At 36.9% G+C, this 26,548-nt stretch carries 21 protein-coding genes and 1 other RNA gene; 10 read left to right on the top strand and 12 right to left on the bottom strand.

Features of this window, described 5'->3' with window-relative positions; genetic code table 11:
- Nucleotides 1–39: 39 nt before the first annotated feature.
- The 4 genes from CVS95_RS05320 to pyrE all read right to left on the bottom strand — a co-directional run bounded on the left by CVS95_RS05320 (nucleotide 40) and on the right by pyrE (nucleotide 5,162).
- On the bottom strand, nucleotides 40–2,106 hold the full coding sequence (locus CVS95_RS05320) for a cytochrome C (RefSeq protein ID WP_103559511.1): 2,067 nt from the start codon (nucleotides 2,104–2,106) through the stop codon (nucleotides 40–42).
- Nucleotides 2,107–2,201: 95 nt separating this feature from the next.
- On the bottom strand, nucleotides 2,202–3,536 hold the full coding sequence (locus CVS95_RS05315; RefSeq protein WP_234400015.1) for a DUF3365 domain-containing protein: 1,335 nt from the start codon (nucleotides 3,534–3,536) through the stop codon (nucleotides 2,202–2,204).
- Nucleotides 3,537–3,618: 82 nt separating this feature from the next.
- The gene (locus tag CVS95_RS05310; protein WP_107695819.1) at nucleotides 3,619–4,308 is read right to left on the bottom strand and encodes a response regulator transcription factor; all 690 of its coding nucleotides are present in this window, start codon (nucleotides 4,306–4,308) and stop codon (nucleotides 3,619–3,621) included.
- Between the two features lie 245 nt (nucleotides 4,309–4,553).
- Nucleotides 4,554–5,162 (bottom strand): orotate phosphoribosyltransferase, encoded by a 609-nt coding sequence (gene pyrE, locus CVS95_RS05305; RefSeq protein WP_107695818.1) that lies wholly within the window; start codon nucleotides 5,160–5,162, stop codon nucleotides 4,554–4,556.
- A 119-nt stretch (nucleotides 5,163–5,281) separates the two neighbouring features.
- Here pyrE and CVS95_RS05300 point away from each other — a divergent pair, with 119 nt between their 5' ends.
- From CVS95_RS05300 to thyX, 3 genes are all read left to right on the top strand, one after another.
- The gene (locus tag CVS95_RS05300) at nucleotides 5,282–6,649 is read left to right on the top strand and encodes a Na+/H+ antiporter NhaC family protein (RefSeq protein ID WP_107695817.1); all 1,368 of its coding nucleotides are present in this window, start codon (nucleotides 5,282–5,284) and stop codon (nucleotides 6,647–6,649) included.
- Between the two features lie 119 nt (nucleotides 6,650–6,768).
- Nucleotides 6,769–9,213, top strand: coding sequence for a flagellar hook protein FlgE (flgE, locus tag CVS95_RS05295; protein ID WP_107695816.1), 2,445 nt, complete (start codon nucleotides 6,769–6,771; stop codon nucleotides 9,211–9,213).
- A gap of 127 nt (nucleotides 9,214–9,340) precedes the next feature.
- Nucleotides 9,341–9,967: an FAD-dependent thymidylate synthase gene (thyX, locus tag CVS95_RS05290; RefSeq protein ID WP_107695815.1), complete on the top strand. Its 627-nt coding sequence runs from the start codon at nucleotides 9,341–9,343 to the stop codon at nucleotides 9,965–9,967.
- Between the two features lie 10 nt (nucleotides 9,968–9,977).
- On the opposite strand, the gene CVS95_RS05285 is transcribed toward thyX, so the two are convergent.
- From CVS95_RS05285 to ruvC, 4 genes are all read right to left on the bottom strand, one after another.
- Nucleotides 9,978–11,084: a DNA adenine methylase gene (locus CVS95_RS05285; protein ID WP_107695814.1), complete on the bottom strand. Its 1,107-nt coding sequence runs from the start codon at nucleotides 11,082–11,084 to the stop codon at nucleotides 9,978–9,980.
- A 1-nt stretch (nucleotide 11,085) separates the two neighbouring features.
- Nucleotides 11,086–11,601, bottom strand: coding sequence for an S-ribosylhomocysteine lyase (gene luxS / locus CVS95_RS05280; RefSeq protein WP_107695813.1), 516 nt, complete (start codon nucleotides 11,599–11,601; stop codon nucleotides 11,086–11,088).
- Between the two features lie 134 nt (nucleotides 11,602–11,735).
- Nucleotides 11,736–12,425, bottom strand: a complete 690-nt coding sequence (locus tag CVS95_RS05275) for an MOSC domain-containing protein (RefSeq protein WP_107695812.1) — start codon at nucleotides 12,423–12,425, stop codon at nucleotides 11,736–11,738.
- A 17-nt stretch (nucleotides 12,426–12,442) separates the two neighbouring features.
- Nucleotides 12,443–12,922 (bottom strand): crossover junction endodeoxyribonuclease RuvC, encoded by a 480-nt coding sequence (gene ruvC, locus CVS95_RS05270; protein WP_178140253.1) that lies wholly within the window; start codon nucleotides 12,920–12,922, stop codon nucleotides 12,443–12,445.
- 122 nt (nucleotides 12,923–13,044) lie between these two features.
- Here ruvC and dnaA point away from each other — a divergent pair, with 122 nt between their 5' ends.
- The 5 genes from dnaA to CVS95_RS05245 all read left to right on the top strand — a co-directional run bounded on the left by dnaA (nucleotide 13,045) and on the right by CVS95_RS05245 (nucleotide 19,777).
- The gene (gene dnaA / locus CVS95_RS05265) at nucleotides 13,045–14,355 is read left to right on the top strand and encodes a chromosomal replication initiator protein DnaA (protein WP_107695811.1); all 1,311 of its coding nucleotides are present in this window, start codon (nucleotides 13,045–13,047) and stop codon (nucleotides 14,353–14,355) included.
- A 154-nt stretch (nucleotides 14,356–14,509) separates the two neighbouring features.
- On the top strand, nucleotides 14,510–15,583 hold the full coding sequence (gene dnaN / locus CVS95_RS05260) for a DNA polymerase III subunit beta (protein ID WP_107695810.1): 1,074 nt from the start codon (nucleotides 14,510–14,512) through the stop codon (nucleotides 15,581–15,583).
- A gap of 14 nt (nucleotides 15,584–15,597) precedes the next feature.
- Nucleotides 15,598–17,907 carry a DNA topoisomerase (ATP-hydrolyzing) subunit B gene (gyrB, locus tag CVS95_RS05255; protein ID WP_107695809.1) on the top strand — a complete coding sequence of 770 codons (2,310 nt, stop codon included), beginning with the start codon at nucleotides 15,598–15,600 and terminating at the stop codon, nucleotides 17,905–17,907.
- A 17-nt stretch (nucleotides 17,908–17,924) separates the two neighbouring features.
- Nucleotides 17,925–18,542: a preQ(1) synthase gene (gene queF, locus CVS95_RS05250; RefSeq protein ID WP_234400014.1), complete on the top strand. Its 618-nt coding sequence runs from the start codon at nucleotides 17,925–17,927 to the stop codon at nucleotides 18,540–18,542.
- Nucleotides 18,542–19,777, top strand: coding sequence for an HD domain-containing protein (locus CVS95_RS05245; protein ID WP_107695808.1), 1,236 nt, complete (start codon nucleotides 18,542–18,544; stop codon nucleotides 19,775–19,777). Before queF ends, CVS95_RS05245 begins: the two co-directional genes overlap by 1 nt.
- Here the strand turns inward: CVS95_RS05245 and ffs are convergent.
- An RNA gene (gene ffs, locus CVS95_RS05240) (signal recognition particle sRNA small type) lies at nucleotides 19,764–19,861 on the bottom strand. The two genes, CVS95_RS05245 and ffs, sit on opposite strands and share 14 nt — an antisense overlap.
- Nucleotides 19,862–19,973: 112 nt before the next feature.
- Here ffs and CVS95_RS05235 point away from each other — a divergent pair.
- On the top strand, nucleotides 19,974–20,399 hold the full coding sequence (locus tag CVS95_RS05235) for a hypothetical protein (protein ID WP_087578100.1): 426 nt from the start codon (nucleotides 19,974–19,976) through the stop codon (nucleotides 20,397–20,399).
- Nucleotides 20,400–20,444: 45 nt separating this feature from the next.
- On the opposite strand, the gene CVS95_RS05230 is transcribed toward CVS95_RS05235, so the two are convergent.
- From CVS95_RS05230 to CVS95_RS05220, 3 genes are read right to left on the bottom strand one after another with little or no spacing between them, the layout of a single operon-like run.
- The gene (locus CVS95_RS05230; protein ID WP_199906333.1) at nucleotides 20,445–22,046 is read right to left on the bottom strand and encodes a flagellar hook protein FlgE; all 1,602 of its coding nucleotides are present in this window, start codon (nucleotides 22,044–22,046) and stop codon (nucleotides 20,445–20,447) included.
- 5 nt (nucleotides 22,047–22,051) lie between these two features.
- On the bottom strand, nucleotides 22,052–22,759 hold the full coding sequence (locus CVS95_RS05225; RefSeq protein ID WP_021090228.1) for a flagellar basal body rod modification protein: 708 nt from the start codon (nucleotides 22,757–22,759) through the stop codon (nucleotides 22,052–22,054).
- A gap of 8 nt (nucleotides 22,760–22,767) precedes the next feature.
- A complete protein-coding gene (locus CVS95_RS05220; protein ID WP_107695807.1) occupies nucleotides 22,768–24,159 on the bottom strand; it encodes a flagellar hook-length control protein FliK in 1,392 nt (463 codons plus the stop codon).
- A gap of 161 nt (nucleotides 24,160–24,320) precedes the next feature.
- Between CVS95_RS05220 and typA the strand changes: the two genes are divergently transcribed.
- Complete coding sequence (typA, locus tag CVS95_RS05215) at nucleotides 24,321–26,123, top strand: translational GTPase TypA (protein WP_072595308.1); 1,803 nt, start codon at nucleotides 24,321–24,323, stop codon at nucleotides 26,121–26,123.
- The last annotated feature ends 425 nt before the right edge of the window (nucleotides 26,124–26,548 follow it).

Genomic DNA, 26,548 nt, shown 5'->3' with positions numbered 1-26,548 from the left:
ACCCTTAAGATTAAAGGGGCTAAAACTAGCCCCTAAATGCTATAAATTTTTATTCAAAATTCTTTGAGCTTCTTTTATATACTCTTTTGATGCATCGAGTTTTTGTTTAGTAAATTTAAATCCGTGCATACCCCACGAACCATCTTTTTCAACCATATCGATGATCTCTTGAGCATTTTGGATAAGCTCATAAACTCTTACTTTATCACTTGCATCAAGTTTTTTAGTCTCAAGTAGTGAGTAAAGCCCTTCAATACCAATCTTAACTTCAGAGAATTCATTCTTAACTGGAGTTTGCCATCCCATAACTTCATCATAAACTTGTTTTTGGTTTTTGAAGTGAAGTGTTGGTTTTAGCTCAGATAATACTGGGCTGTGGCAGCCTTTGGTATCTTTCATATCTTTATCAGCCCAAGATGTTCTAGCGCACGCCCACATTAAGTCAACGTAGTTATGGCCATTTTTATCTCTCTCAAAGTGCCAATCTTTAGCATCTCTTGGGCCTTTAGCAGCATCGCCTGGTACTAGAGATTTCTCTTTTGGATCAACCATAATCTTCCAGATATGAGATCTTCTTTGAGTATCAAAGCCAGCGTTGTCTTGGAACTGAACAGCGTAGAAATTCTCACAACTCATCATAAATGGCATGTGGCAAGATGCACAAGTGTTATCTTTGTGAGTATCTGCTTTAGATGCGATATATGCTTGAGTCTCGTGGCAATCTTTACACTCTTTTTTGAGTTTTGGTTTAGTATAGAATGAGCTTAGATAACCTTGCTCTGAGTTATAGTTCATGCCTTTTACATTTTTATCGCCTACAACTGGGCCTGTGTTGTCGTGTGGATCGTGGCAAGTTACGCATCTCATACCTTTGTCATAGTGAGCTGTAAAGTATGATTGTGAACCTTCAGAACCACATCCTGGTCCCATTGATTTAAATTTAGAGCTAAGTGAGAGATCAAGCTTACCGTTATTAAGAGGATTAGCACGAGCTAGATCTGGGCTAAAGTTAAACCTTTGGTGGCAGCGTTCGCAGTTTGATGTTCTAAAGTTTGTAGCTCCGTCAAGGTGACCGCCAGCTCCGTGACACTCCTCACAGCTTACGCCTTTTGAGATAGTGTGTTTTTGAAGCTCTTTAGCATTACCAAGTGCTGCATAAAATTCTGCTTTTGATTTGAAATCAAATTTAACTGGGTGACAAACTTCACAATATGATGAGTTTGCTTGGAAAAACATTGATTTTTTATGTTTTGCGGCGTATGAAGCAAGACCTCTAACATATCCGCCATTGTCGCCATACTCTTCAAGAGTGCCAGGAAATTCTGGGACAAGCTCTTTTATCTTTTTAACAGTTGCGTCGTCTAAATTTAACGCCCATGTTCTTTGCCATTGGTTACCACCAGCTACGATCTGACCTGTACCATCTCTTAGCAAACCGCCCTCAACGTAGTAAGTACCACGAAGTAGCCACGCATCAACGTAGCCCATTTTGGTTCTTAAGTGACCAACAGTTGCGTAGATAACATCTGGAGTAATACCTTTTGGAAGGATAGAAGCGGTATCTTTGTCAAATACTGGCTCAGTTAGGTTGTTATTAACCTCTGGGTGCTCACCAGGAAAACGCATAGTAGTTGCGTGGCGAGATCTGCTCCAAACTTCATACTGAGCTGGGTGACACTCACCGCACTTTTCTGGTCCTACAAATTTGTTAGGAAACTGAAGTGATGAAGTGGCTGGAATTCTATACATCATAGAACTATAGCCCTTACCGCCATCTCTTTTACTAAGCTTTGACATATCAAAGCCATGTCCCTCGGCAAGCCACTCTAAGCCACGGTCGTGAACGACCATTTTGCCGACGGTTTTACCACCATACTTTGTAAAAATAGGGTGGTTTTTAAATAACCAGTTATACATCTCTTGCTCTTCTACGACGTAGTCTTGCAAGGAGATAACACCTCTACTTTGCAGTGTGCCTTTAGGATTTGCGATAACATCACGTGCTTTATCGGACATCTGCATATTATGCTCTTCGCAACAGGCTTGTGAAGCGAAGATGCTAACACCCATGAGCAAACCAGCTAAGGCTTTTTGTAGATTTCTCATGTGCCCTCCTTTAAATTTTTATCCTAAAATCAAAATGATTTCATACTGATAATACTAACACCAAAAAAGGGCAGAAAAGGGGGAATTTTAATAAATTATAAATTTTCGAAACTAATTGTAAATGTAATACTATTTTCATCTACATTTCTAGCAAAGATTAGAGCGTTATTTTTACTAGCGATTAACCGGCTCATATATAGACCAAGCCCGCTGCCAGACTCTTTTGTGCTAAAGTGTGGCTCAAAGATAACCTTTAAAAACGAAGCTTTTATCGCTCCTGCATTATTTTGCACGCATAAATTTTTACGATTATCTTTTATGAAAGTATAAATTTTTATTACTCTTGGCTTTACATAGCTTTGTTTAAATGCATCTTTTGCGTTGTTTATAATATTTATTAAAATTTGGATTATTTCATTAAAATTTGCAAAGATTGTAAAATTTTCTATTATATCAATCTCTATTTCGATTTGATATTTCTTAAGTGAGGCGTTTAGAATTTTTATAGTTTGATTTACTACTTCCTCTACGCTAAACTCCCTTTTTAAAGTATTTGGTTTAAAAAAGTTTTTAAAATCATCAACCGTTTCAGACATAAAATTTATCTGCTTGCTAGTCTCTTCTATAAACTCATAAATTTTTGCTTCATCAAGCTTTTTCCGCTCCTGATAGAGTTCTAAATTTATTAAAGCTGAGCTGATTTGAGCTAAGGGCTGCTTCCACTGATGTGAGATATTGCCTATCATCTCGCCCATTGAGGCTAGGCGGCTTTGATGTATCATTAGCTGTTCAGTCTGTCTTTTGCTCTCTTCGCCACGCCTATGCATCTTATAAACAAGTAGCAAAAATATCCCAAATACAAAGGCTATCGCGCTCATTATGATGACAACCTCTTTTAAATGGTAAGAAAAAATGGCACGTAGTGGGATTTTAAAAGATAGCATTGCCATCATCTCACTTGCTTCAGAAATTTTTCCATTTGAAATTTCATAACGATCCAACATCTGTTTTGGAGCACTTTCGCTATTGTGACAGGCTAGGCAAGATGTATTTTGACTTCTTATAGGAAGCCCTACAAAAAATTGTGAGCCATTTTCATCTTTTATAATCTTTGAAAACTCACTAAATTTATTCTCTTTGAAGCCTCTTAACACCTGTGCCTCAAATTCATTTGGCTCATGAGCTTTATTTAAAGGTGCCATGGCGACTAGTTTGTAGTCAAAGTCAAGATTGTATTTTTTCTTTTGGATATTATAAATTTCACGGCTTATATATGAAGATGAAAGCAATCTCTCGTCAAAAAAATCCTCTTTTATAATGCCATCATGCTTTAGCTGCTCTATCAACGGACGCTGAACGCCTGCGATGTACTCTCTTACAGAATTTATACTCTCAAGCACATAATATGCCTCTTTTTTGGCATCTTTCATTGCAAGATTATTATAAAAATTTAAAACAAGTGCGGATATTAAGAGATAAACAAAGATAAAAACACTAACGATTAGCTGAAATTTATATTTCACAAAGATAACCTACACCATATAAATTTTTAATCACATCTTTGCCAAGCTTCCTTCTAAGCTCTTTTACGATCGTCTTTATCGCCTCTTTGCTTGGCTGCTCATACTCCCAAATATAATCAAAAATTTGTTCATAAGTTATAGTTTGATTTTTGTTGTTTAAAAAATACTCTAAAAGCCTGCTTTCGCTCTTACTTAGATGAGAAATTTCACCATTTATATAAAGTACTTTTTTGCCAAAATCGTATTCTACTTCATCATTTAGCCTAAGAGTCGGCTTGCGTCCAACAAGCTCTAAAGCAACGTCTTCTAGGGCTTTTATAAATGATTTTTTATCATATGGCTTTGCAAGATACCTTGTGATCTTTAGCTCAACTGCTCTCCACAAATACTCTTGCTCGATGTGGCTTGATAAGATCACGATAGGAATTTTTTGATTTATAGTTCTTACTTTTTTAGCGATCTCTAGACCATCGATATTTGGTACGCTTATATCAAGTACCAAAACATCATAAGCATCGCTCATCGCTAGCTCAAGTGCATCATAGCCATCTGTTACGCCATTTACCTCGGCAAAAAATAGCTCTAAAGAAGCACAAATATTTTTTAAAATCGCCTCTTCATCTTCAAGGCAAAGGACCTTTTTATTTGATAAAACGTCTAAAATATCATATTCTTGCATAGCTTCATCTCGCTTTTTGAGCAGATATTATCACTTGGTAGCTTAAAAAATAAGATTATCTAAAAAATAATTCATACCAATATAAAAGACAGATTATTTTTAAAAATTAAACTATAAATTTTTGTTGAAATGATTTGAAGTCTTGATTAAAATTTTTCTATAAGTACTATTTTTGGATTTTTCTAAAAATTTTAGCTATCGATCAATTTTAAAAAAGAAAGATAGCTATATTTATAGTATAAATTTTAGTTACCTCTGCTTCCAGGTTTGATCGCTTTGCTTCCATTTTTACAAAGTGGGCAATGCTCAGGCTCATAAATTTCAAACTCAAAATTTCCCAAAGCAAAAAATGGCTTATCACTTGGTAGTTTTGCATTTGGCTTAGCCTCATTGCCTAAATTTGCGACCTTACAAAAGCCACGATTTGCAAGCGCTGCAAAGCCAACTACCTCACCACCAAGGCTCTCTATTACACGTGCCGCTTCAAGTGCTGAGCCGCCAGTTGTGATGATATCTTCGCAGACGATAAATTTCTCGCCTTTTTTTACCTCAAAGCCACGCCTTAAACTCATTACCTTTTCAACTCGCTCTGTAAAGATAAAACGCTTCTTTGCTGCGCGAGCTAGCTCATAGCCAGCTAAAATTCCTCCAAGTGCAGGCGAGCAAACGCTATCAAATTTAATGCCAAATTTCTCTATCACACGGGCAAGCTCGTCGGCTAGTTTTCCAGCCAAAGCTGGGTCTTCAAGCACCTTTGCGCTTTGGAGATAAAACTGCGAGTGGTTGCCACTGCTTAGTAAAAAATGCCCCTCTAAATATGCCCCAGCCTCTTTATAAATTTTCTCTAAATCCATCGTTTTTTCCTTTTAAAATTTACTCAAAATCTTAACACAAGCCCACTTAAGCCACTCTTTTTAAAATTTAATAAGCCACACATTTGTATAATCTCTCAACACTCACAAAAAGGACGCTCATGCTTATATTTAACCCTGTTGTTTTTAGCATTTTGGTAATGACGATACTTTGTCTATTGCGTTTTAACATTTTGCTTTCTATCCTTATCTCTGCTCTTGTTGCGGGAGTAATGTATAAGCATGGATTTAGTGGATTTGAAAGTGGTATTGCAGGTGGGATCGATAGCCTCTTTACAGCCCTAAAAGAGACTACACAAAGCCTCATAAGCGGTATGCAAGGCAATCTTGAAACATCGCTTAGTTATATTTTACTTGGTGCTTTAGCAGCCGCCATCGCAAATACAAATTTAACTGCTATCTTGATAAATGCTTTGAGTAAATTCCTTAGTTCAAATAAAGTGATTTTTATACTAACTATTGCATTTATAGCGTGCTTATCTCAAAATTTAATCCCAGTTCACATAGCTTTTATACCTATTTTGATCCCACCACTTCTTGCTATTATGAACAAAATGGGGATAGATAGACGTGCCGTGGCTTGTGCTTTGACATTTGGTCTTCAAGCACCTTATGTAAGCCTTAGCGTTGGCTTTGGTCTGCTTTTTCACAATATCTTAAAAAAAGAGCTAGCAAATAACGGCATAACCACATCTATTTCTGATATCTCTTCTGTTATGTGGATAGGTGGCGCTTCGATGCTTATTGGACTTATCCTTGCCATACTTTTTTATGGTAAAAAAAGAGTTTATAAAACTTCAAAATTTGAAAAAGAAGAGCTTGATGAGATCGAGCGCGCAAAAAGCCTTGAGATGACTAAAAAAGAGTGGGCGGTTTTAGCTGGTGCAGTTGTGGCTTTTGGTGTGCAAATTTATACTGAGCTACTACCTCTTGGCGCACTACTTGGACTTTTGGTTATGGTTGTTTTTGGCGGTATCGAGTATAAAAAAGTAGATAAGATCATGGACAATGGCCTTGCTATGATGGGATTTATCGCTTTTATCATGCTAGTTGCTGCAGGTTATGGCACTATCTTAAGGGAGAGTGGCGGAATAGACGAGCTTGTAAAATACGCTAGCTTGGTATCTGGCGGCAAGATAGGTGGAGCACTTTTGATGCTTCTTATCGGACTTCTTGTTACGATGGGTATAGGCACTAGCTTTGGCACGATCCCTATCTTAGCTTCTATCTATGTGCCACTATGCGTTAGCCTTGGCTTTGGCGTACCAGCCATCATCTTGTTAGTTGGCATAGCTGCAGCTCTAGGAGATGCTGGAAGTCCTGCAAGTGATAGCACACTTGGGCCAACAAGCGGTCTAAATGCTGATGGTGAGCACAACCATATATATGATACTTGTGTACCTACATTTATATTTTTCAATATCCCACTTATCATCGGTGGCATCGTTGGAGCTATGATACTTGGATAAAATTTGGCGTTAATTACGCCAAATTTCTTTTTATTTCTTCTACTTTTTATCAATATAAATTTTGGAACATCTTTTGCTTTTAAAAATATAAAAATTTAAAATGCAAAAAGGATAAGTCAATGATGAGATCACTTTGGTCTGGTGTTTCAGGCCTACAAGCCCACCAGATAGCCATGGACGTAGAAGGCAACAATATCGCAAACGTCAATACTTATGGTTATAAATACAACCGTGCAAATTTTGCTGATATACTAAGCCAAACTCCAAGAGTTGCTACTGCTCCACAAGGTCAGCTAGGCGGTCAAAATGCTATGCAAATAGGTCTAGGAACGACTATAAACTCAACTACAAGAATTTTCTCACAAGGCACACTAACATCTACTGATAAGCAAACAGACCTTGCACTTCAAGGAAATGGTTTCTTTGTCGTATCTCCAGATGGTGGAACTACAAGATACTATACAAGAAATGGTGACTTTGTCCGTGATAAAGCTGGAAATTTTGTAAACAATAGTGGCTATATCGTTCAAGGCTGGACAAGAGATGAAGAGACTGGCACTATCGACTCAACTGGACCGATAAAAAATATCGTGATAAAAGAGGGTCTTACTACTCCAGCAAGAGCGACAACAGAAGTAAAGATAAAAGGTAACCTTGACTCAGGTAATACCATAGGACAAAGAAGCACGCCTATTTATTCACTAGACTCTGTTGCTGGTGGACGTGACTATAACAATGACGGAATTTTAAATGCAAACGAAGTTCACAACGAGAATGATACAAATAACGATGAGTTTTATACGAACTCAAGAAAAGAACAAAGCTTAACAGAGCGTGGCGTCGATCTTGGTGTTACATTTGACGAGCTTGGAAATGGCCTTGCTTTAAGAGATGGGCAAGGTATCTGGGTGAGCTATGCAAATGCTAAAACTGAAAAATTTACAGTAGGAAGTGGATTGCCACAAAGCATCGGACAGATAAACCCAGCAGCAACACTTGATATCACGATCAATGGCACAAACATCAAATCTCAAGCTAACACAATAACAAGTATAAGTGATGTTGCAGCTGCTATCAACGCCCAGTATAATAAAACTGGCGTTAGAGCTGAAATTTCAGAAGGTAATAAACTAACACTTATAAATAGAAATAACTCAGGCACCACTGAAGAGACAAAAAATATCCATCTAAAAGTAAATGGCGGAAATACTGTTACTGGTTTAGCTGATAAAGATATCATCACAGCTTATCAATATGTCTATACAAGCTCACAAACAACAGCTGTTCATCCAAATAACGATAAAATCGCAAGACAAATAACAACAACAGAAGATCTTCGCGCTGCTATGCAAGAAGATGCTAGAAACCACGTTGACTACAACGGCGACGGCCAAATAAGAGCAAACTCAGATGCACTTGATGCGGCGAAACTAGCAACCGCAGCACATAGAATAGCACCTGGAACTGGTGGAGCAGCCATAACTAACACTGCATATCAAACAGCTTATAATACAGCATATGCCGCTGCAGCTGGTACTCCAGATCAAAAGCACGCAGCTGGTATCGCAGCACTTCAAGCACTTGCAGGTGATGATACAAATGATGGAGTAAAGATCACTGTAAATAAACTAGGTCAATTTCAACTAGAAAATCCATCAAATGAAGTAGCAGATCATGCACTTTATATGACAACAACTGGTCTTACAAAGCCAGCTCAAGGTACAAATAATTCAGCTATAAATGAAAACGTTAGGCTCACAACTATCATGAAAGCACTTGATGGCGCACTAAGCCCAGGCCAAGCTCTAAGAGCAAGTGGAAAGATGATGATGTCAAGCCACGGCTCAACGGCAGAAATTTTTGACTCACTTGGCTCAAAACACACAGTTAGTATCAAATGGACAAAAACGGGTACCACAACAGATGGTGGAACTGAGTGGAGCATGGTTATACAAGTACCAGAGCCAGCTAAGATAAACTACACAGGTGAAGGTCCAGATAACGTTATAACTGGAACAGCTAGATTTAACGCAAATGGCTCACTTGCAAGTTTTCATCCAGCAACGATAACATTTTCAGCTAACAACGGCTCACAAAGTGGCCAAAACATTAGTCTAAATTTTGGTCTTGGAACTGATTTTAACGGCTTAACAAGCTTTGATAAAGACTCATCAACTGAGTCAATCTCACAAGATGGCTACACAGGCGGCACATTAAACGGCATAAAAATAGATGAGACCGGAACGATAATAGGCTCATTTTCAAATGGTCAAAGCTTTGGTCTAGCTAAAGTAGCACTTGCTACCTTTACAAATAACGAAGGTCTTCAAAGTGAGGGCGGAAACGTATTTTCACAAACTGCAAACTCAGGTGAAGCAGTCATCGGTGCAGCTGGTACAGGCGATAAGGGAACGATCGCAGCTTCAAAACTTGAAGCTAGTAACGTCGATCTAAGCCGTGCGCTAACAGATCTTATCGTAATCCAAAGAGGTTTCCAAGCAAACTCAAAAACTATCACAACAAGCGATGAGATGCTAAATACACTTCTTCAACTAAAACAATAATAACTAAAATAACTAAGACTTTTACAAAAGGGAGCGTTTGACTCCCTTTAAAATTTATGCTTTAAATTTACAAATAAAATCAGCCTTCTTTTTGTAAAATGTTAAAAAATTTTACAAAAGAGAAAAAATGCAAGTAACACTACTAAATCACACTCCACTAAATATCTGTTCTCACGCTATCCGCACATGCTGGCAAAGCTTTGAAAAAGGCGATAACGGCGGTGAAAAAGATGTTGAGCTAATAGATAGGGTAGGCAATAAATTTAAACACGCCTCGACCTTAGAGCACCTATACTACAACTTCTACATCCAAGGTATCTCTCGTGCGCTACTTCAAGAGCTAGCCCGCCACCGCATAGCAAGTCTAAGCGTCAAATCAACCCGCTACACGCTAAAAGAGCTAAAAAAAGAGGAGAAATTTGAAGTAGGGCAGTTTGATCGTGCGGCTAAATTTATCGTACTAACAAATGACGAACTAGTCGATAACGCAAGCATAAAAGCACTTGAAAATTTACGTGAAATACTAGCCTCAACTACAAAAAGCCTTGACATCGTCAAATACTGCTTGCCAGAGTGCTATAAAACTGAGCTTACATGGAGCATAAATGCTAGAAGCTTGCAAAATTTCATCTCTTTAAGAAGCTCAAAATCAGCTCTTTGGGAGATAAGAAATTTAGCAAATGCTATCTACGACGCCCTGCCCAAAGAGCATAAATTTATCTTTGAGAAGTGTCTGCCTGAGAATGAGGCTTAAAGCCTTAAATTTACTTTTTTAAAACGTAAAGAAGCTCGTCTACGTGGATGTTTCTAGCTTTTAAATTTCTGCTGCCACGGTAGGCATTGTATTTTTGACGAAGCAGATGAACCTTGCCCATTTTATTTAGGTTTTGATCAAATTCATCTTGGTTGATAAAGCCCTCTGAATTAAACGAGATAAGCACAAATTTCGCCTTTAAATTTGCTATCAGCTCGAAAAATGCCTCACTTGCTGACGATTTTTTATTAAAAACTGATCTGTTCCAGTCCTTTGCGATGCCTGAAACTTTTGAAATTTTACTTGGCTCCTCATAGCTTGCGATGAGATTTAGCATGAAGTAGTTTGAGCCGTATGGATGCTGGTTATAAGGCGGATCAAGATAGACTAGATCAAGGCCATCAAGCTCTTTTGCCAGTAAATTTGCATCCTTTTGATAGACCTCAAATGGCACGCTGAAATTTGAAAAAATAGGCTTAGTCAAATTTATATCAGAGGTGATCCTTGAGATGGCATTTTGTCCCCTGCCACCAAACTGACCGATGCCCTCTTTATTTTTATGAAAACCTTTAAAAATTCCACTCGTATTTGCATGCACGCTTGCATTATAAAGTAGTGGAGCTATGAAAAATTTTTTCATCTCCTCTGGCAATATCTCATCTATGAGTCTTCTTGCTGTGTCAATAAAAATGGCATTTTTTCTAGTATAAAAAACCCTCTCACCCTCGGTAATATTTTTATCATCTTGTGGGGCATAAAGTTTTGTTATAAAGCCTTCAGAAAGATTATCTTCTATCTCTTTTTCAAGCCTTTTTTGCCAGAAATTTATCTCATCTCTTAGCCCATTTGTAGCGTTTTGCAAATAGCATGAGTTTGTGATGAAGCTATAAAACTCCAAGTCGTTTGCGACTAGAAATTCACTATTTTGCTTTAAAAACCTAGCCACCACGCCACTTCCACTAAAGAGATCACAGCAGCTAAGCTTATCTTTTTTAAGTTCATCTTTTGCGTATTTTACGCCTAAATCTATAAAGCCTAAAAGAGAGCGTTTATTGCCAAGATAGGTTAAAATTTGCTCTTTTAAATAGGCTTGATTTTCTTGTTTAGCTGGCTTCAAATCAGTGTTTTTTTAGTCCCATAGCGTCAAGATCGAGCTTGATCTCTTCGTTGTTTATGATGACTAGACCTTGTGCTAAAATTTTGTTTGCTATGGCGTGCGCTTCATCAAGTGAGTGCATCTTGTAAGTGCCGCATTGAAATTTATTTAGCTCTGGTATTTTATCTTGATCTTTGACTTCCAAAATATCTTTCATAGAGGCTAGCCATGCCTTTTTTACGGCTTCTTCGCTAGGTGTGCCAATGACACTCATATAAAAGCCAGTTCTACAGCCCATCGGTGAGATGTCGATGATCTCTACTCCATTGCCGTTTAGATGGTTTCTCATAAAGCCAGCAAAAAGGTGCTCTAAAGTGTGAGTGCCCTTTTCTGGCAAAATTTCTTCATTTGGCTTGCAAAATCTCAAGTCAAAAACACTGATATCATCGCCTTTTGGAGTTTTCATACTTTTTGCTAGTCTTACTCCTGGGGCTTGCATTTTTACGTGATCTACACAAAAACTATCAAGTAATGGCATATCTTCTCCTTTAAATTTTTGGTAATTCTAGCGTAAAAAATGTTTAAAATTTAAAGGCTCATGCAAAATTTCACATAAGCCTTGTAATATCTGAATGTTTGTGGGTATTAAAATAATAAAAATTTTACTTACTATTATAAATTTCTCATATATTCTGTGCTATAAATACCTTGAATACGTCTTTCCATGTCACTATACCAACTTTTTGGAAGAGTAGTAAGAGAGTTAAATTTCTCTAGTAAATTTAAATTTTTATTTGGAGCGTAAAAAAGTCTATTTACTTCTAAAATGCTCATATGAACTGGATCTTTTTCTATAACTTCTATCACGTCGCCCACTTTGCACGATCCTGGTGTTATGACGCGGTAATACCAGCCAGTAAGGCCAGTTTCAAAGATGTGAGTAGCCATATTTTCATTGCCCCATCTTTTTGAGAGCTTAAAGCATGGTTTTCTAGGCTGCGAGACTTGAAGCACAAGCGAGCCAATCTTATGGATATCGCCCAAATAAACGCAGCTCTCATCAAGCCCATCAACACATAAATTCTCCCCCATAGCTCCATAAGCTAAATTTTTAAATCCTAAAAATTTTTCCCACTGGGCATAGTTTGCAAACGAATTTGCAAATATAGCTTTTTCAGGGCCGCCATGGTGCTTTGTATCAGCAACACTATCACCCTCAAAGCCAAGTTCATTTGCAAAAATTTCACCATTTTGAGCTACTTTAAATATAGCTGAACTCCATGGTGTATTTAACTTATCAGTTGCACTTTGAGAGCCATAGTTTTTCACCTCGCCAATTAGTAATGCTTTTAACGCTGCCATCTTTTTCCTATAAAAATTTAGCTTATTCTTAAATTATTCGCATGAGTTAGTGCGATCGCAATCGCATCGGTGATATCAAGTGGTTTTATCTCTTTGTTTATACCTAAAATTTTCTTCACCATAAATGCCACTTGCTCTTTATCAGCTTTAGCCTTGCCAGTGACAGTTTTTTTCACCTGAAGCGGCGTATACTCGGCAAAATCACCATGAAGCTGTAAAATTTTAAGGCTAAGTGCGCCACGAAACTGAGCGAGTTTTAAAACTGTCTTTGGGTTGTAAGCGAAAAATATATCTTCGATCGCAACCTCATCAAATTTATGATTTTTAAAGATGAGATCAAGCCCCTCGCAAAGCTCGGTGATTTGATATTGAAGTGTGTTTGGTTTTATTTTTATGAGTCCTGCTTCAAGAAGAGTAGTTTTAAATTTATTTTTTTCAAGTATCGCGTAACCGCAATTCTTCGTACCTGGATCGATTCCTAAAATTTTCATCACTATCTTTTCAATACTTTTTCACGACTTTTTCACGATGTGAAAAAGTTTGTTAGAGTTTAACAAAGGTTTTATTAAATTTAAGATAGTATCACTATAAAAATTCTCAAAATTTAAGGCATAAAAATTTGATAGCAGACGAAATTTTAGAAAATCTTTCAACACAAATTTCACCTGAAGAATACCAAAGTTATATCAAACAATTAAAATTTAACGAAAAGGCTTCAGACGATCATATTATAGTATTCACTGCACCAAATGAGTTAATGGCTAAATTTATAAATACAAGATATGCTGATAAGATCGCTCATCTATATGAAGTTAGAACAGGGATAAAGCCAAATATTGAAATTTCATCTACTAAAAGTAGCAAGGTATCAAAACAAAATCAAATAAATGTCAAACAAATAAAAACACAAAGTAGCATTTTAAATCCAAGCTACACATTTGAAAATTTTGTCTGCGGTGCATCAAATCAATACGCATTTTTAAGCGCAAAAGCAGCTGCTGAAAAACCTGGCGTACTTTATAATCCACTTTTTATCTATGGCACGACTGGACTTGGCAAGACTCACTTACTCCAGTCAGTTGGAAATCATTGTTTAAATAAAGGAAAAACCGTTATTTGCGTAACTAGCGAACAATTTATGATAGATTTTACTAGTCACATAAATAACCACTCAATGCCAAAATTTCGTGAAAAATATAGAAACTGCGATGTTTTACTAATAGACGACGTGCAATTTCTTGGCAAAACCGATAAAATTCAAGAAGAATTTTTCAACACATATAATGAACTTTTAGCAAAAAATGGTCAAATAGTTATGACTTCAGATCGACCACCAAAAACACTAAAAGGCTTTGAAGATAGGATGATTTCAAGATTTGATAAGGCTTTTATGGCTGATATTACGCCGCCTGAACTTGATACAAAGATAGCCATCATCATCAAAAAATGTGAATTTGATAAAATCGATCTAAATAAAGAGGTCATAAACTACATAGCTACAAACATGGGAGATAATATCCGTGAGATCGAGGGAGCTATCATAAATTTAAATGTTTTTAAAACTCTTATGAAAGAAGAGATAACACTTGATCTTGCAAAAAGTATATTAAAAGATCTGATCAAAGAAAAACGTGAAAATATAAATTTCGATACTATCGTTGAAATAGTTAGTAAAGAACTAAATATCAAACAAAGTGATATAAAAAGCAAATCAAGAGTTACAAATATTGTAGAAGCAAGACGAATCATCATATATCTTGCAAAGATACTTACAACAAACTCAATGCCACAAATTGCAAACTATTTTGGTATGAAAGATCACAGTGCAGTTAGCCATAATATTAAAAAGATAAATGAACTAATACAAACTAATGAAATTTTTAGTCTAAAAGTTACTGAATTAAAAAACAAAATTTTGACAAAAGGATAAAATACAATATGAAATTTGTGAATAAATGTGAAAAAGAAAATATAATTTTTCACATTTCAAATAGCTGTATTTCGATGTTGAAAAGCACTTTTCACTTTTTAACATCACCTACTAAAACAAAAAAATTAAATTTAAAAATAGAAGGAAGTTTTTAATGAAAGTTTTAATAAACAAAAATATGCTTGAAAGCATAGTAACAAATACAAACCCATATCTTGAAAAAAGAGATCTTAGTGCTATAACTTCTCACATTTATATCTCAGCAAAAGATGGGGTTTTAAATATAAAAGCAACTGATCATGAGATAGGATTAGCATATAAGTTAAGTAATGTAAAAATTGTTGATCAAGGTTATGCAACTGCAAATGGTAAAAAACTACTTGACATTATAAAAAGTCTAAAAGACGAAGAAGTGATGTTGGAAACTGTAAATAACTATCTTTATATAAAACAAAAAAACTCAAAATACAAACTTCCAATGTATAAATTTGAAGATTTTCCAGAATTTCCAACGATTGAGGGTAAATCAAAATTTGACGTTGACGCTGTTATGTTAGGAAGAAGTTTAAAGAAAATTTTACCAAGTATTGATAGCAATAACCCAAAATTTGAACTAAACGGAGCTTTTCTTGATATTAAAAAAGACTTTATAAATATCGTTGGTACTGATACAAGAAGACTTAGTGTATTTAGATTTCAAACACCAACAGAAAAAGAATTTTCACTTATAATCCCTAAAAAAGCTATCAATGAAATACAAAAACTATTTTTTGACAAGATAGAAATTTACTATGATGAAAATATCTTAATCGCTCAAAGCCAAAATTTTGAATTTTTCACAAAACTTATAAATGGCAAATTCCCAGATTACGAGCGTGTCATACCAAAAGAGGTCAGAAAAAGACTTCAACTAAGTAGAGATAAGATGATAGAGGGTATAAAAACTATCTCAATGCTAAGTGATACAATGAAAATATCCTTTGCAAAAGACAATATAACATTTGAAAGTGTTATAGAAGATAACTCTGAAGCAAAAACTACGATAGATTATCAAACTGGTTTAGAGCTTGGAGATGAATTTTTCATAGGTATAAAAAATAGATATCTACTTGACTTTTTAAGTAGCATAGAGGATGAAAATTTTGAGCTTGGATTTAATGAAAGCTCACTAGCATTTGTTGTAAATTCAAAAGAATTAACAACAGTAATAATGCCGATAAATTTATAAGATAAGGCAAGATTATGGAAAATAATTACGGCGCAGAAAATATCAAAGTACTAAAAGGGCTTGAAGCGGTCAGGAAACGCCCAGGCATGTATATAGGCGATACTAACATAAGTGGTCTTCACCATATGATCTACGAAGTAGTTGATAACTCTATCGACGAGGCGATGGCAGGATACTGTGATACGATAGATGTTGAGCTTACACGTGAGGGCTCAGCGATCATCAGCGATAATGGCCGTGGTATCCCAGTGGATATGCACCCAACTGAAAAAATTTCAGCTGCGACTGTTGTTTTAACTGTGCTTCATGCTGGTGGTAAATTTGACAAGGACACTTATAAGGTCTCAGGCGGTCTTCACGGCGTTGGTGTATCTGTTGTAAATGCCCTTTCTAAAAAGCTAGTCGTAAATATCAAACGTGATGGCAAACTTCACAGACAAGAATTTGCAAAAGGTATTCCACAAAGCGATCTTGAAGTCATAAAAACTACAAACCGTACAGGCACACAAGTCGAGTTTTGGCCAGATGATAGTATATTTGAAGTGACTGAATTTGATGATGAAATTTTAGTAAAAAGATTTCGTGAGCTAGCCTATCTAAACCCAAAGATAACTATAAATTTTAAAGATCAAAGAAATGGCAGAAGCGAGAGCTTTCATTTTGAGGGTGGGTTAGAGAGCTTTGTAACTGATATGAACAAGGCAAATGCTGTCAGTAAAGCAGTATCATTTAGCGGTGGCGAAGATGATGTTATGGTTGATTTTGCACTACTTTACAACGACACCTATAGTGAAAATTTACTAAGTTTTGTAAATAACATCAAAACTCCAGATGGTGGTACACACGAGGCTGGATTTAGAGCAGGCCTTACAAGAGTTATCACAAACTACGTTCAAGCAAATGCTGCTGCACGTGAAAAAGATACAAAGATAACTGGCGAAGATATCCGCGAGGGACTTATCGCAGTTGTGAGCGTAAAAGTGCCAGAGCCGCAGTTTGAGGGACAAACAAAGGGCAAACTAGGCTCAAGCTACGTAAAACCTATCGTTCAAAAGATGGTTTTTGACGTGCTTACAAAGTATTTTGAAGAAAATCCTATCGAAGCAAGAGCAATAATGGATAAAGCTCTAATGGCAGCTCGTGGTAGAGAAGCTGCTAAAAAAGCAAGAGATCTAACTCGCAAAAAAGAGAGCATGAGCGTAGGCACGCTCCCTGGCAAACTAGCTGATTGTCAAAGCAAAGACCCAGTAATTAGCGAGCTATATCTAGTGGAGGGCGACTCTGCGGGCGGTTCTGCAAAGCAAGGACGTGATAGGGTCTTTCAAGCAATATTGCCGCTTAAGGGTAAAATTCTAAATGTTGAAAAGGCAAGACTAGATAAAATTTTAAAATCTGATGAGATAAAAAATATGATAACAGCGCTAGGATGTGGCATCGGAGATGAATTTGACGCTGAGAAGCTTAGATATCATAAGATCATCATCATGACCGATGCCGATGTTGATGGTAGCCACATCCAAACACTTCTTTTAACCTTCTTCTTTAGATTTTTAAATAAAGTTGTAGAAAATGGCCACATCTACCTAGCTCAGCCGCCACTTTACCGCTATAAAAAAGGTAAGAAAGAAATTTATCTAAAAGATGAAAAGGCATTAAATGAATTTCTTATCGAAACTGGTATCGAGGGCGTTGATATAGAGGGTATTGGCAGTGCGGATTTGATTGATTTCTTAAAGATCGTTGCAGCTTATAGAAGTGTCTTAAAAGAGCTTGAAAAACGCTTTAACGTCCTTTCAGCGATCCGCTATATGATAGAAAATCCAGACATCGTTTCAAAAAGCTACAATGAAATTTTTGAAATTTTAAGAGACTTCTTAAAAGCTGAGGGTCACAACATCCTAAACCACTACGTTAGCGAAGATGAGATTAGAATTTATGTGCAAACTGAAAGCGGCCTAGAAGAGCTTGTGGTAAATGAAAATTTATTCACAAATCCACTTTACGAAGAGGCACTTTACATCAGCCAAAAGATAAAAGAGCGCGGCCTAGACTTGCATAGTGACGTTATAGACGTGCTTGATGAAGTAGAGAAAAATGCTAAAAAAGGTGCATATATCCAGCGCTACAAAGGTCTTGGTGAGATGAACCCTGAGCAGCTTTGGGAGACTACGATGAACCCTGAGAACAGAAGACTTTTAAAGATCAATATAAACGATGCTATAAGCGCCTCTGACACGTTTAATCTCTTCATGGGCGATGAGGTCGAGCCAAGAAGAAACTACATCCAAGACCACGCAAAAGACGTTAAACACTTAGATATTTAAAAGAAAAAGGATAAAAAATGAGCGAAGAGATGAAGTATGGCGAGAAAATTTTGAAAGAATTTGACGTGGAGAGTGACCTTGAGGTCTGGGAAAATAAGCAAACAAGGGACTATGTCATAAAGATTACTCTGCCTGAGTTTTGCTGCCTTTGCCCTCGCTCTGGTTATCCTGACTTTGCGACCATATATCTTGAATACATCCCAAATAAGCTAGTTGTCGAGCTAAAAGCGATAAAGCTTTATATAAATAGCTTTATGAACCGCAACATCAGCCACGAAGATAGTATAAATGAAATTTATTCTGTTTTAGAGAAAAAACTTGAGCCAAAATTTATGAAGATAGTTGGCGACTTTAACCCACGTGGAAATGTCCACACAGTTATCGAGATCAGCTCTGATCTAGTTGTAAAAAAGCCAGTTGAAGAGAAAGAATTTACTCCAAGAAGTAGGGAGAGAAGCTTTAGCGATAAACCACGTGAGAGACGAAGTACAAGTGATCGTGGCAGCAGCAGGGGCAGCAGAGATGATAAATTTAAAAAAGATGACAAGCCAAGAAGAAGCTCAAATAAAGATGGTTTTAGAAAGATAAGCTATGCCGATGATAAGAAGCCAAAAGTAGTCAAAAAGGATAAATAATGATAAGTGCTAAGCTTATAGAACATATCTTTAAAGCAGCATCTATATCACGTTGGAATGACTATCCAAAGATGGCAAATTTAGTCGAGCTTGATAAGCAGGCTCATAAATTTATCATCGCTTATTTCATAGCAAAACAAGAGCAAGACGCCGATATGAACTATATCATTGAGGCTGGAATTTTTGAGTTTTTAAGTAGGGTCGTAGTCACAGACATACGTCCAGACGTCTTTCACCACATCCAAAAGACAAAAAAAGAGCAGATAAATAGCTGGGTTTTAAGTAATCTTGATAGCCTTATTTCAGATATTGAAAATGGCGAGTTTTTAGAGAGATTTAAAAGTTATTTTAAAAGTGATAAAAAGCATGAAAAAGAACGCCTTATCCTAAAAGCAGCTAGCTATCTTGCCACTAGGTGGGAATTTTCTATCGTCTATCAAACGAGCCAGTTTTTAAGCGATATCGACGAGCTTAAGGCGAAGGTCGAGGAGGAGATGGAGGATTATTACGAGTTAATTGGCGTTAGAAAGATCGCTATGAATCAAAAATTAGCCCGCCTTGTAGATCTAAGTGGCAGGCTAAGGTTTCAAAAGCGATGGGCACAAACGCCTCGCATCCCTGAAACTGCGGTCTTAGGGCATATGCTAGTTGTTGCGATACTTAGCTATTTTTACTCGCTAAAAGCAAAAGCTTGCAAAAAACGGCTAGAAAATAACTTCTTTTGTGCACTATTTCACGACCTACCAGAGAGCCTCACAAGAGATATCATAAGCCCTGTAAAATACGGCGTAAAAGGGCTAAATGAGATCATCATCGAGTATGAGATGAGGCTTATTGATGAGAGGATTTTGCCATTTGTGCCAGAAAAGATCAAAGATGAGTTTAGCTATATCCTTGGTATCAGAAAAGATGGCGAGAAATTTATCAAAGATGAGTTTGAAAATAGGGCTTATGAGCGTAAAATCATCTGCCACGAAGGGACGATGGAAAACGTAAATGAGGATAAATTTAACCCAATCGACGGCAAAGCGCTAAAATACTGCGACAAGCTCTCAGCCTACATTGAAGCTGGAATTTCTATAAGCTACGGTGTCAAATCAAAAGAGCTAACTGATGGCTTTAATAATATGTATAAATTTTTTAGCGAAAAACCTAAGATCGACGGAGTGGATTTTTTAGAAATTTGCGATGATTTTAATGAGCATTTTGGTTTAGAAAGACCCCCTCTCAGATGACTGCGGCACACACTTAATACAAGTGCTCTGCTGTGTTCCCACCCTGAAGCGGTGCTCATAAAAAGCATTGCACAGGTCTAAGAAGGAGCTTCGCAATCATACAAAAACTATACTTAAATTTTGTTTTATAGTTACATTTTTAAAAATTTAGCTTTAAAAGTATATAATCAGCCAAAATTTCACAAAAAGTAGAGTAATGTCTGGAAAGTTTAAGCTTCGTTTTTTATCAGCTTTTAGAGATTTTTTTATCTATCATCACAAATCTTTAGAATTTCGTGCAAAAATTTTTGCCGCTATGATCTCTGCTAAATTTGACCCAGACGAAGATGATTTTTTTGTTTTAAATGACATTACAAATGAAATTTATGAAAATGATCAAACAAGAAAAGACTTTTTAATCCAAACTGTTAAAGAGTATGTAGCAAGAGTTAAAAGAAACGATAGGATCACACTTGATGCACTACTTTTAAGCATTGATAAAGACCTAAAAGATCACAAAAGATACTCCAAAAAGATAGATTTTTCTCACCTTCGTCGCTTGATGAGTGGCTGTGAGGAAGAGATTTTAGTTCAGCAAAGAGTTTATGAGTTTTTAATAAACGAAGTCAAACTCTATTCTTAAGATTATCATTCATTTTAAATTTTTAATCATCAACTAGTATAAAAATTATTTCTTCATCTGAATAGCAGTCTGGATCATCTCATCACTTGTTGTGATACTTTTTGCACTAGCCTCATAAGCCTTTTGTGTGACTATAACCTCACTTAGCGCTTGACCAAGATCGACATTGCTCATTTCAAGTTTATTTGCAAGAATTTGTGAGCCATAAATAGTCTCACCAGCTTTATTTTTATAAAAAAATGCTTCACCTGAATTTGGAGTTGCTTCATAGAGATTGTCACCCACTTTTGATACGCCCTGCTCATTTTGGAAGTGATATAGAGCTATTTTTGCAACTATAAATGAGCGAGAGTTGTCAAAATTTGCCATGATATTTCCACGGTCATCGACGCTATATTTTGTGAGATTTCCTTCGGCGTAGCCATCTGCTTTTATGACAAAATCTTTTTTTGAATTAGCCGAGCTTGTTATGCCATTATAGACATTTGCATCTCCATCGCCAAGAAAATTTAAAGCCACGTTTCCAACGCTTGTTAATGTATTTGTAACAAGCCTGCCGCTACCATCAAAGGTAAGTGTTCCCATAGCTGTATTTTGCACAACACCATTAGCATCGGTTATTGTAGCTGTAGCATTCCAGGTAGTTTGATTGCCACCTTGAGGGATTTGCTTTGTAAAATTTATAGTTACTAAGCTCTTTGTACCATCGCTGTTATATATCTCTGAACTTAGTTTTTCTTTATTGGCCACTTCAACTAGTGACGTAACTTCGGCTTTTACATCTAAGCTAGCAAAATTCATAAATTTTAGGCTTTTATTATTTATATGCCAGCTGCCATCGCTCTCTAGTGTAGTCGAAAACTCACTAAATTTACCATCACCGTCTTTTACTTTTACCACCACGCTGTCACCTGCTTTTGCACCAAAGTTCGTCTGACTTAGTGGGATTTGTCCATTTAGCGAGATAGTTTTGTTTGTATTATCGAGTGTATAGTTAAAATTTGCCGCATCAATGGCTGTTGTTCGCTTATCTGTTATAAGGCTTGAGTCTAGGTTGCCTTTTAAATTTATATTTTTTGTTTGCTTGGCTGGCATATATAAAAAATGAGGTAAATTTATACCTTTTTGTGAGCCAGTATCGCCTAGTTTTAGATCCTCTTCTTTTGCAGTAAATGCCTGCGTGGTACCTTTTGTTTGACCATATTTTCTAAGAGCATTAGCACTTGGGGTGACTGGAGTAAAACTTGTTAACGTACCAAGAAGCAAGTTGCCTTTATTATCTACTAAATTTCCAGCCCCATCTATATCGAAGCTACCTGTTCTTGTGTAGTAGTTTCTACCGTTTTTATCAACGACGCCAAAAAAGCCTTTACCGCCTATGGCTAGGTCAAAGTTATTATCAGTATTTTGAAAACTACCATTTGTCATCTTTAAAGCCGTCGTTTGTTTCGTAGCTCCAAGACCTACTTGATTGTTAGTTGGACCACTTCCAGCAAAAGCCATATGTTGATTGATTAAATTTTTAAACTCAGGGATTGAAGCTTTAAAACCTACGTTGTTGATATTTGAGATATTATTTGCCCAAACATCCATGCCAAAGCTTTGTGTTTTAATGCCACTAATTCCGTTGTAAAAACCTCTCATCATGGCTTTTATCCTTCGTAAAATTCAGATATTTTATCCATTGGGACATATTCGCCTGCGATTTTTATCATAGCTTTGCCGTCTACAAATTTTACTGCCTCGACTGGATAGCTACCTACTTGAGTTTTGTATGAATTACCGTCTTTTCCAGTGTAATTAACAGAGACTGTATATGCGCCATTTGGTAATTGTTTTCCAGAATCATCTTTGCCATCCCAAGATATTCTGCGAACTCCTGACTTTAGATCTTTTATATCGATTGAACGGACGACCTCTCCATTTGCATTTTTAATTTCAAGCTTACCATTTGCAAGATCTGATTTAAAATAAAGTGCAAAATTTACAGTTTTTTGCTCATCTGTTAGTAAAACCGAGTTTGAACCAGTTGAGACCATTTTGCCAAGAGCTGAGATAGCGTAGGCATTTGCATTTGATTTTAATTGATTTACAAGCTCTTTCATAGCTGAGTTTGTATTTTGTTGCATCTCTAGTGAAGCTAGTTGGCTAGTTTGCGTAAGCATCTTTTCAGTATCCATAGGACTTGTTGGATCTTGATACTGAAGCTCTGTTAAAAGTAGCTTCATAAATGCATCTTTATCTAGCTGCGCATTTGGGTTAGTTCCTGTGCCAGCTGCTGCATCTTGCTTTGCTTTTGCCTTTTTCTCGGCGTTTTTTTGTTGAGTTGTTTGTGTAGTTATATCTGAAACTGAAGCCATGATCTCTCCTAAATATATCTTGGTATTACTAGCTCAAGCAAGCTTTGTTCCGCTTGAGTGTTTTCGCTCTCGTCGCTTTGATTTGAGCTATATTTGTTCTTTGCTTGTTCTCTTTTTTCTTGTCTTTGGTTTTGATCTGAGAAATTCATCTCAAGCTCGGTAAACCCCATATTTACAAGGCTATTTTTAAACTCGGCTTGATTTTGTAGAAATAAATTCATTGTAGCCGTGGTTGAGTTAAAATTTACATGTAAGTTATTGCCGCGATTTACCATCGTGATCTCAACCTCGCCTAAATTTAGTGGGTTTAATGTGATGTTAAAACGAGTGATCGGCGCTTTGTAGTTTTGCACCTGCTCTTTTAGTGTAGAAGAGAAGTTACTAAGCGTCTCTTTTATCTCAGCCTTTGTTTGAAGCTGGTGTTTGGCACTACTAGCGATATCTTTTACCATTTGATTTAGCTCCGATTTATTATCGCTGTTAAATGTCTCTTTGCTCTCAAAATTTTCATTTTTTTGCTGTTCTCTTTCAGGGAAGAGTAGCGACTCAAGAGTTGGAGCTTTTTGTGCCTTTTTCTCTTGTAAATTTACCTTTACTTTAGGCTGCTCGTCCGGATCAACATCCACTATCTCATCATCAAGCTTTACTTCACTATCTAGCTTCTTAGGCTCTTCTTTTACTAAATTTTTAACTTCATTAGTTGGATTTGCCACTACCTCTTTTAATAAGGTATCAAGCTTTACGACCTCTTTTGGTTCATTTTTGATGATGGTTTGCTCGACCTCATTTTTTAGCTCTTTTAGGTAAAAAGGCTTCTCTTCGGTCTTTATCGGTGTAAAAAATTCTTTCTTACCTAAATTTTTAAACATCTCATTTAGTTTTGGCACATCTTCATTTGAAATTTCTATATTTTCAAGGCCAAGGTCAAATTTCTTAGCAAGGTCGATAAGATCGCTAACGCTTTTAACGTTGCTAAGCTCTTCAACGTTTTCAGGCACACTTAAAAAATTCGCTATTTTGTCGCTGAAATTTGGAAATTTACTTACTTTTTCATTGCCATTTAGAATTTCTAAAACTTGCAAAAGTTGCATGAAATTTGCATTTTCATAGAGCTCATTTTTTGTATTTTCATCCAAATTTTCTTCAAGTGCAGTTGAAATTTTTGCCGCACTTTCGCTTTGTGCTTTTTGCAGTGTCTCTTTTTGAGTTGTAACCGTTTTTACTATCTCTTTGACATCTTTTTCAGTGATTTTTTGGCCGCTATTTGCCTTGCTCGCAGCTGCATCTAAAACCATCGACAAAAATTCGCCGTTGTTTTGAGATCTTTTAGAAACAGAGGGCTTTTTACCTCCAGCAGGAGCCAGCAAATCTACGTTGTTTTTCGCTGTATAAGCTTGCATTTAAACCTTTCAAATTTTTAAACTTAATGTCAAACATGCAAAATCTATTCCAAAAATTAATTTCTTGATATCAGCTTAAAATTTATAAAAATTTGGCTATAATCTGCCCCTATTTTAAAACTGACAAACGAAAAATAGCAAACTAATAAACGGAGAAAAATTTGGAAAAGATACGAAATATAGCCGTTATCGCACACGTCGACCACGGTAAAACAACAATGGTTGATGAGCTTTTGAAACAGTCAGGAACATTTAACGAGCATCAAAACCTTGGCGAGCGTGTAATGGATAGTAATGACATCGAAAGGGAGCGTGGCATCACGATCCTTTCTAAAAATACTGCCATTCGCTACAAAGATACAAAGATCAACATCATTGACACCCCAGGCCACGCCGACTTTGGTGGTGAGGTTGAGCGTGTTCTTAAGATGGTTGATGGCGTTTTGTTGCTTGTCGATGCGCAAGAAGGCGTTATGCCACAAACTAAATTTGTCGTCAAAAAGGCGCTCTCACTTGGACTTCGCCCAATCGTCGTCGTAAATAAGATAGATAAGCCTGCAGGTGATCCAGACCGCGTTATAAATGAAATTTTTGACCTTTTTGTCGCACTTGACGCAAACGACGAGCAGCTAGAATTTCCAGTCGTTTATGCAGCTGCAAAAAATGGCTACGCAAAGCTAAAACTAAGCGATGAAAACAAAGATATGCAGCCACTTTTTGAGACTATCCTAGCTCACGTACCAGCTCCAAGCGGTAGTGACGAGAACCCACTTCAGCTTCAAGTATTTACTCTTGATTATGACAACTACGTCGGCAAGATCGGTATTGCAAGAATTTTTAACGGCAAGATATCTAAAAACCAAAATGTTATGCTTGCAAAGGCTGATGGTACAAAGACAACTGGTAGAATTTCAAAGTTAATTGGTTTTATGGGTCTTGAAAGAACCGATATTAACGAAGCTGGTACTGGCGACATCGTAGCGATCGCTGGTTTTGATGCGCTTGACGTTGGCGATAGTGTCGTTGATCCAAACAACCCTCATCCGCTTGATCCTCTCCATATCGAAGAGCCGACACTTAGCGTTGTGTTTTCTGTAAATGACGGCCCATTGGCAGGTACTGAGGGCAAACATGTCACATCAAACAAGATCGATGAGCGCCTTGCAAATGAGATGAAGACAAATATCGCGATGAAATACGAAAACATCGGTGAGGGCAAATTTAAAGTAAGTGGCCGTGGAGAGCTTCAGATTACTATTTTGGCTGAAAATATGCGCCGTGAGGGCTATGAGTTTTTACTTGGCAGACCTGAGGTCATCGTAAAAGAGATAAACGGCGTGAAATGCGAACCATACGAGCTTTTGGTTATCGACGCACCTGATGATACGACAGGTACAGTCATAGAAAAACTAGGCAAAAGAAAGGCTGAAATGGTCTCTATGAACCCAACAGGCGACGGACAAACAAGGATCGAGTTTGAGATCCCAGCGCGCGGCCTTATCGGCTTTAGAAGCCAGTTTTTAACTGACACAAAGGGCGAGGGCGTCATGAACCACAGCTTTTTGGAGTTTAGACCACTTAGTGGCACCGTCGAGCACAGAACAAATGGCGCGCTAGTTTCGATGGAAAACGGCGTAACGCTTGCTTATTCGCTATTTAACTTGCAAGATCGTGGTGTGCTTTTCCTTGATCCGCAAGCAAAAGTCTATGTGGGTATGATCATCGGCGAGCACAGCCGTCCAAACGACCTTGACGTAAATCCTATCAAGGGCAAAAACCTAACAAACGTGCGTGCAAGCGGCAGTGACGATGCGATCAAACTAGTGCCGCCTAGAAAGCTAAGCCTTGAGCGTGCTCTTGAGTGGATAGAGGATGATGAGCTAGTCGAGGTTACGCCTATAAATATCCGCGTTCGCAAGCGCTATTTAGATCCAACAGAACGCAAAAGAAAAGCAAAACTCTAATTAAAATTTGTCATCTAGCCCCTTTGTAAAGGGGCTAATAATTAAACTCTAAAAATAGCAAAAAAGATTTAAATAAATTCTTATATCTTTTTATATTATTTATTTAAATTGGCTTTGTTCAAGACGAAATAGAGCCATTCTCTCTCATCTAAAATTTATCAACCTTAAAACTATTTATGCTTTAAAATACCATACTTACTTTTCTATTTTTGCTTTTAATGTAATCAATACAAAAATGTTTAGTTTATGCTAGAATCGGCGAAAATTTAAAGGAAACTGATGAAAAAACTAAAATTTATCTTTGCTCTCGCCGCCGCGTTTATTTTTAGCGGCTGCTACGAGACGACGCTGCTTACTTGCGTGCCGATCTCCGCGCTTATTTCGGATAAAAGCTTGGACGTGAAATCCACGATTGTGCTAACGGA

It is taken from the genome of Campylobacter concisus (genome assembly GCF_003048905.1).
Classification (GTDB): domain Bacteria; phylum Campylobacterota; class Campylobacteria; order Campylobacterales; family Campylobacteraceae; genus Campylobacter_A; species Campylobacter_A concisus_V.
Note: the sequence above shows the minus strand (reverse complement) of the source record. Positions and strands in the feature narration are given on the sequence as shown.

Coding starts and splice junctions, on each gene's coding strand:
- luxS (WP_107695813.1), bottom strand. CDS start 11,601: ATGCCATTACTTGATAGTTTTTGTGTAGATCACGTAAAAATGCAAGCC.
- CVS95_RS05220 (WP_107695807.1), bottom strand. CDS start 24,159: ATGCAAGCTTATACAGCGAAAAACAACGTAGATTTGCTGGCTCCTGCT.
- pyrE (WP_107695818.1), bottom strand. CDS start 5,162: ATGGATTTAGAGAAAATTTATAAAGAGGCTGGGGCATATTTAGAGGGG.
- gyrB (WP_107695809.1), top strand. CDS start 15,598: ATGGAAAATAATTACGGCGCAGAAAATATCAAAGTACTAAAAGGGCTT.
- CVS95_RS05275 (WP_107695812.1), bottom strand. CDS start 12,425: ATGGCAGCGTTAAAAGCATTACTAATTGGCGAGGTGAAAAACTATGGC.
- CVS95_RS05320 (WP_103559511.1), bottom strand. CDS start 2,106: ATGAGAAATCTACAAAAAGCCTTAGCTGGTTTGCTCATGGGTGTTAGC.
- flgE (WP_107695816.1), top strand. CDS start 6,769: ATGATGAGATCACTTTGGTCTGGTGTTTCAGGCCTACAAGCCCACCAG.
- CVS95_RS05235 (WP_087578100.1), top strand. CDS start 19,974: ATGTCTGGAAAGTTTAAGCTTCGTTTTTTATCAGCTTTTAGAGATTTT.
- CVS95_RS05230 (WP_199906333.1), bottom strand. CDS start 22,046: ATGATGAGAGGTTTTTACAACGGAATTAGTGGCATTAAAACACAAAGC.
- CVS95_RS05225 (WP_021090228.1), bottom strand. CDS start 22,759: ATGGCTTCAGTTTCAGATATAACTACACAAACAACTCAACAAAAAAAC.
- CVS95_RS05310 (WP_107695819.1), bottom strand. CDS start 4,308: ATGCAAGAATATGATATTTTAGACGTTTTATCAAATAAAAAGGTCCTT.
- CVS95_RS05300 (WP_107695817.1), top strand. CDS start 5,282: ATGCTTATATTTAACCCTGTTGTTTTTAGCATTTTGGTAATGACGATA.
- thyX (WP_107695815.1), top strand. CDS start 9,341: ATGCAAGTAACACTACTAAATCACACTCCACTAAATATCTGTTCTCAC.
- dnaN (WP_107695810.1), top strand. CDS start 14,510: ATGAAAGTTTTAATAAACAAAAATATGCTTGAAAGCATAGTAACAAAT.
- CVS95_RS05315 (WP_234400015.1), bottom strand. CDS start 3,536: ATGAAAGATGCCAAAAAAGAGGCATATTATGTGCTTGAGAGTATAAAT.
- queF (WP_234400014.1), top strand. CDS start 17,925: ATGAGCGAAGAGATGAAGTATGGCGAGAAAATTTTGAAAGAATTTGAC.
- CVS95_RS05245 (WP_107695808.1), top strand. CDS start 18,542: ATGATAAGTGCTAAGCTTATAGAACATATCTTTAAAGCAGCATCTATA.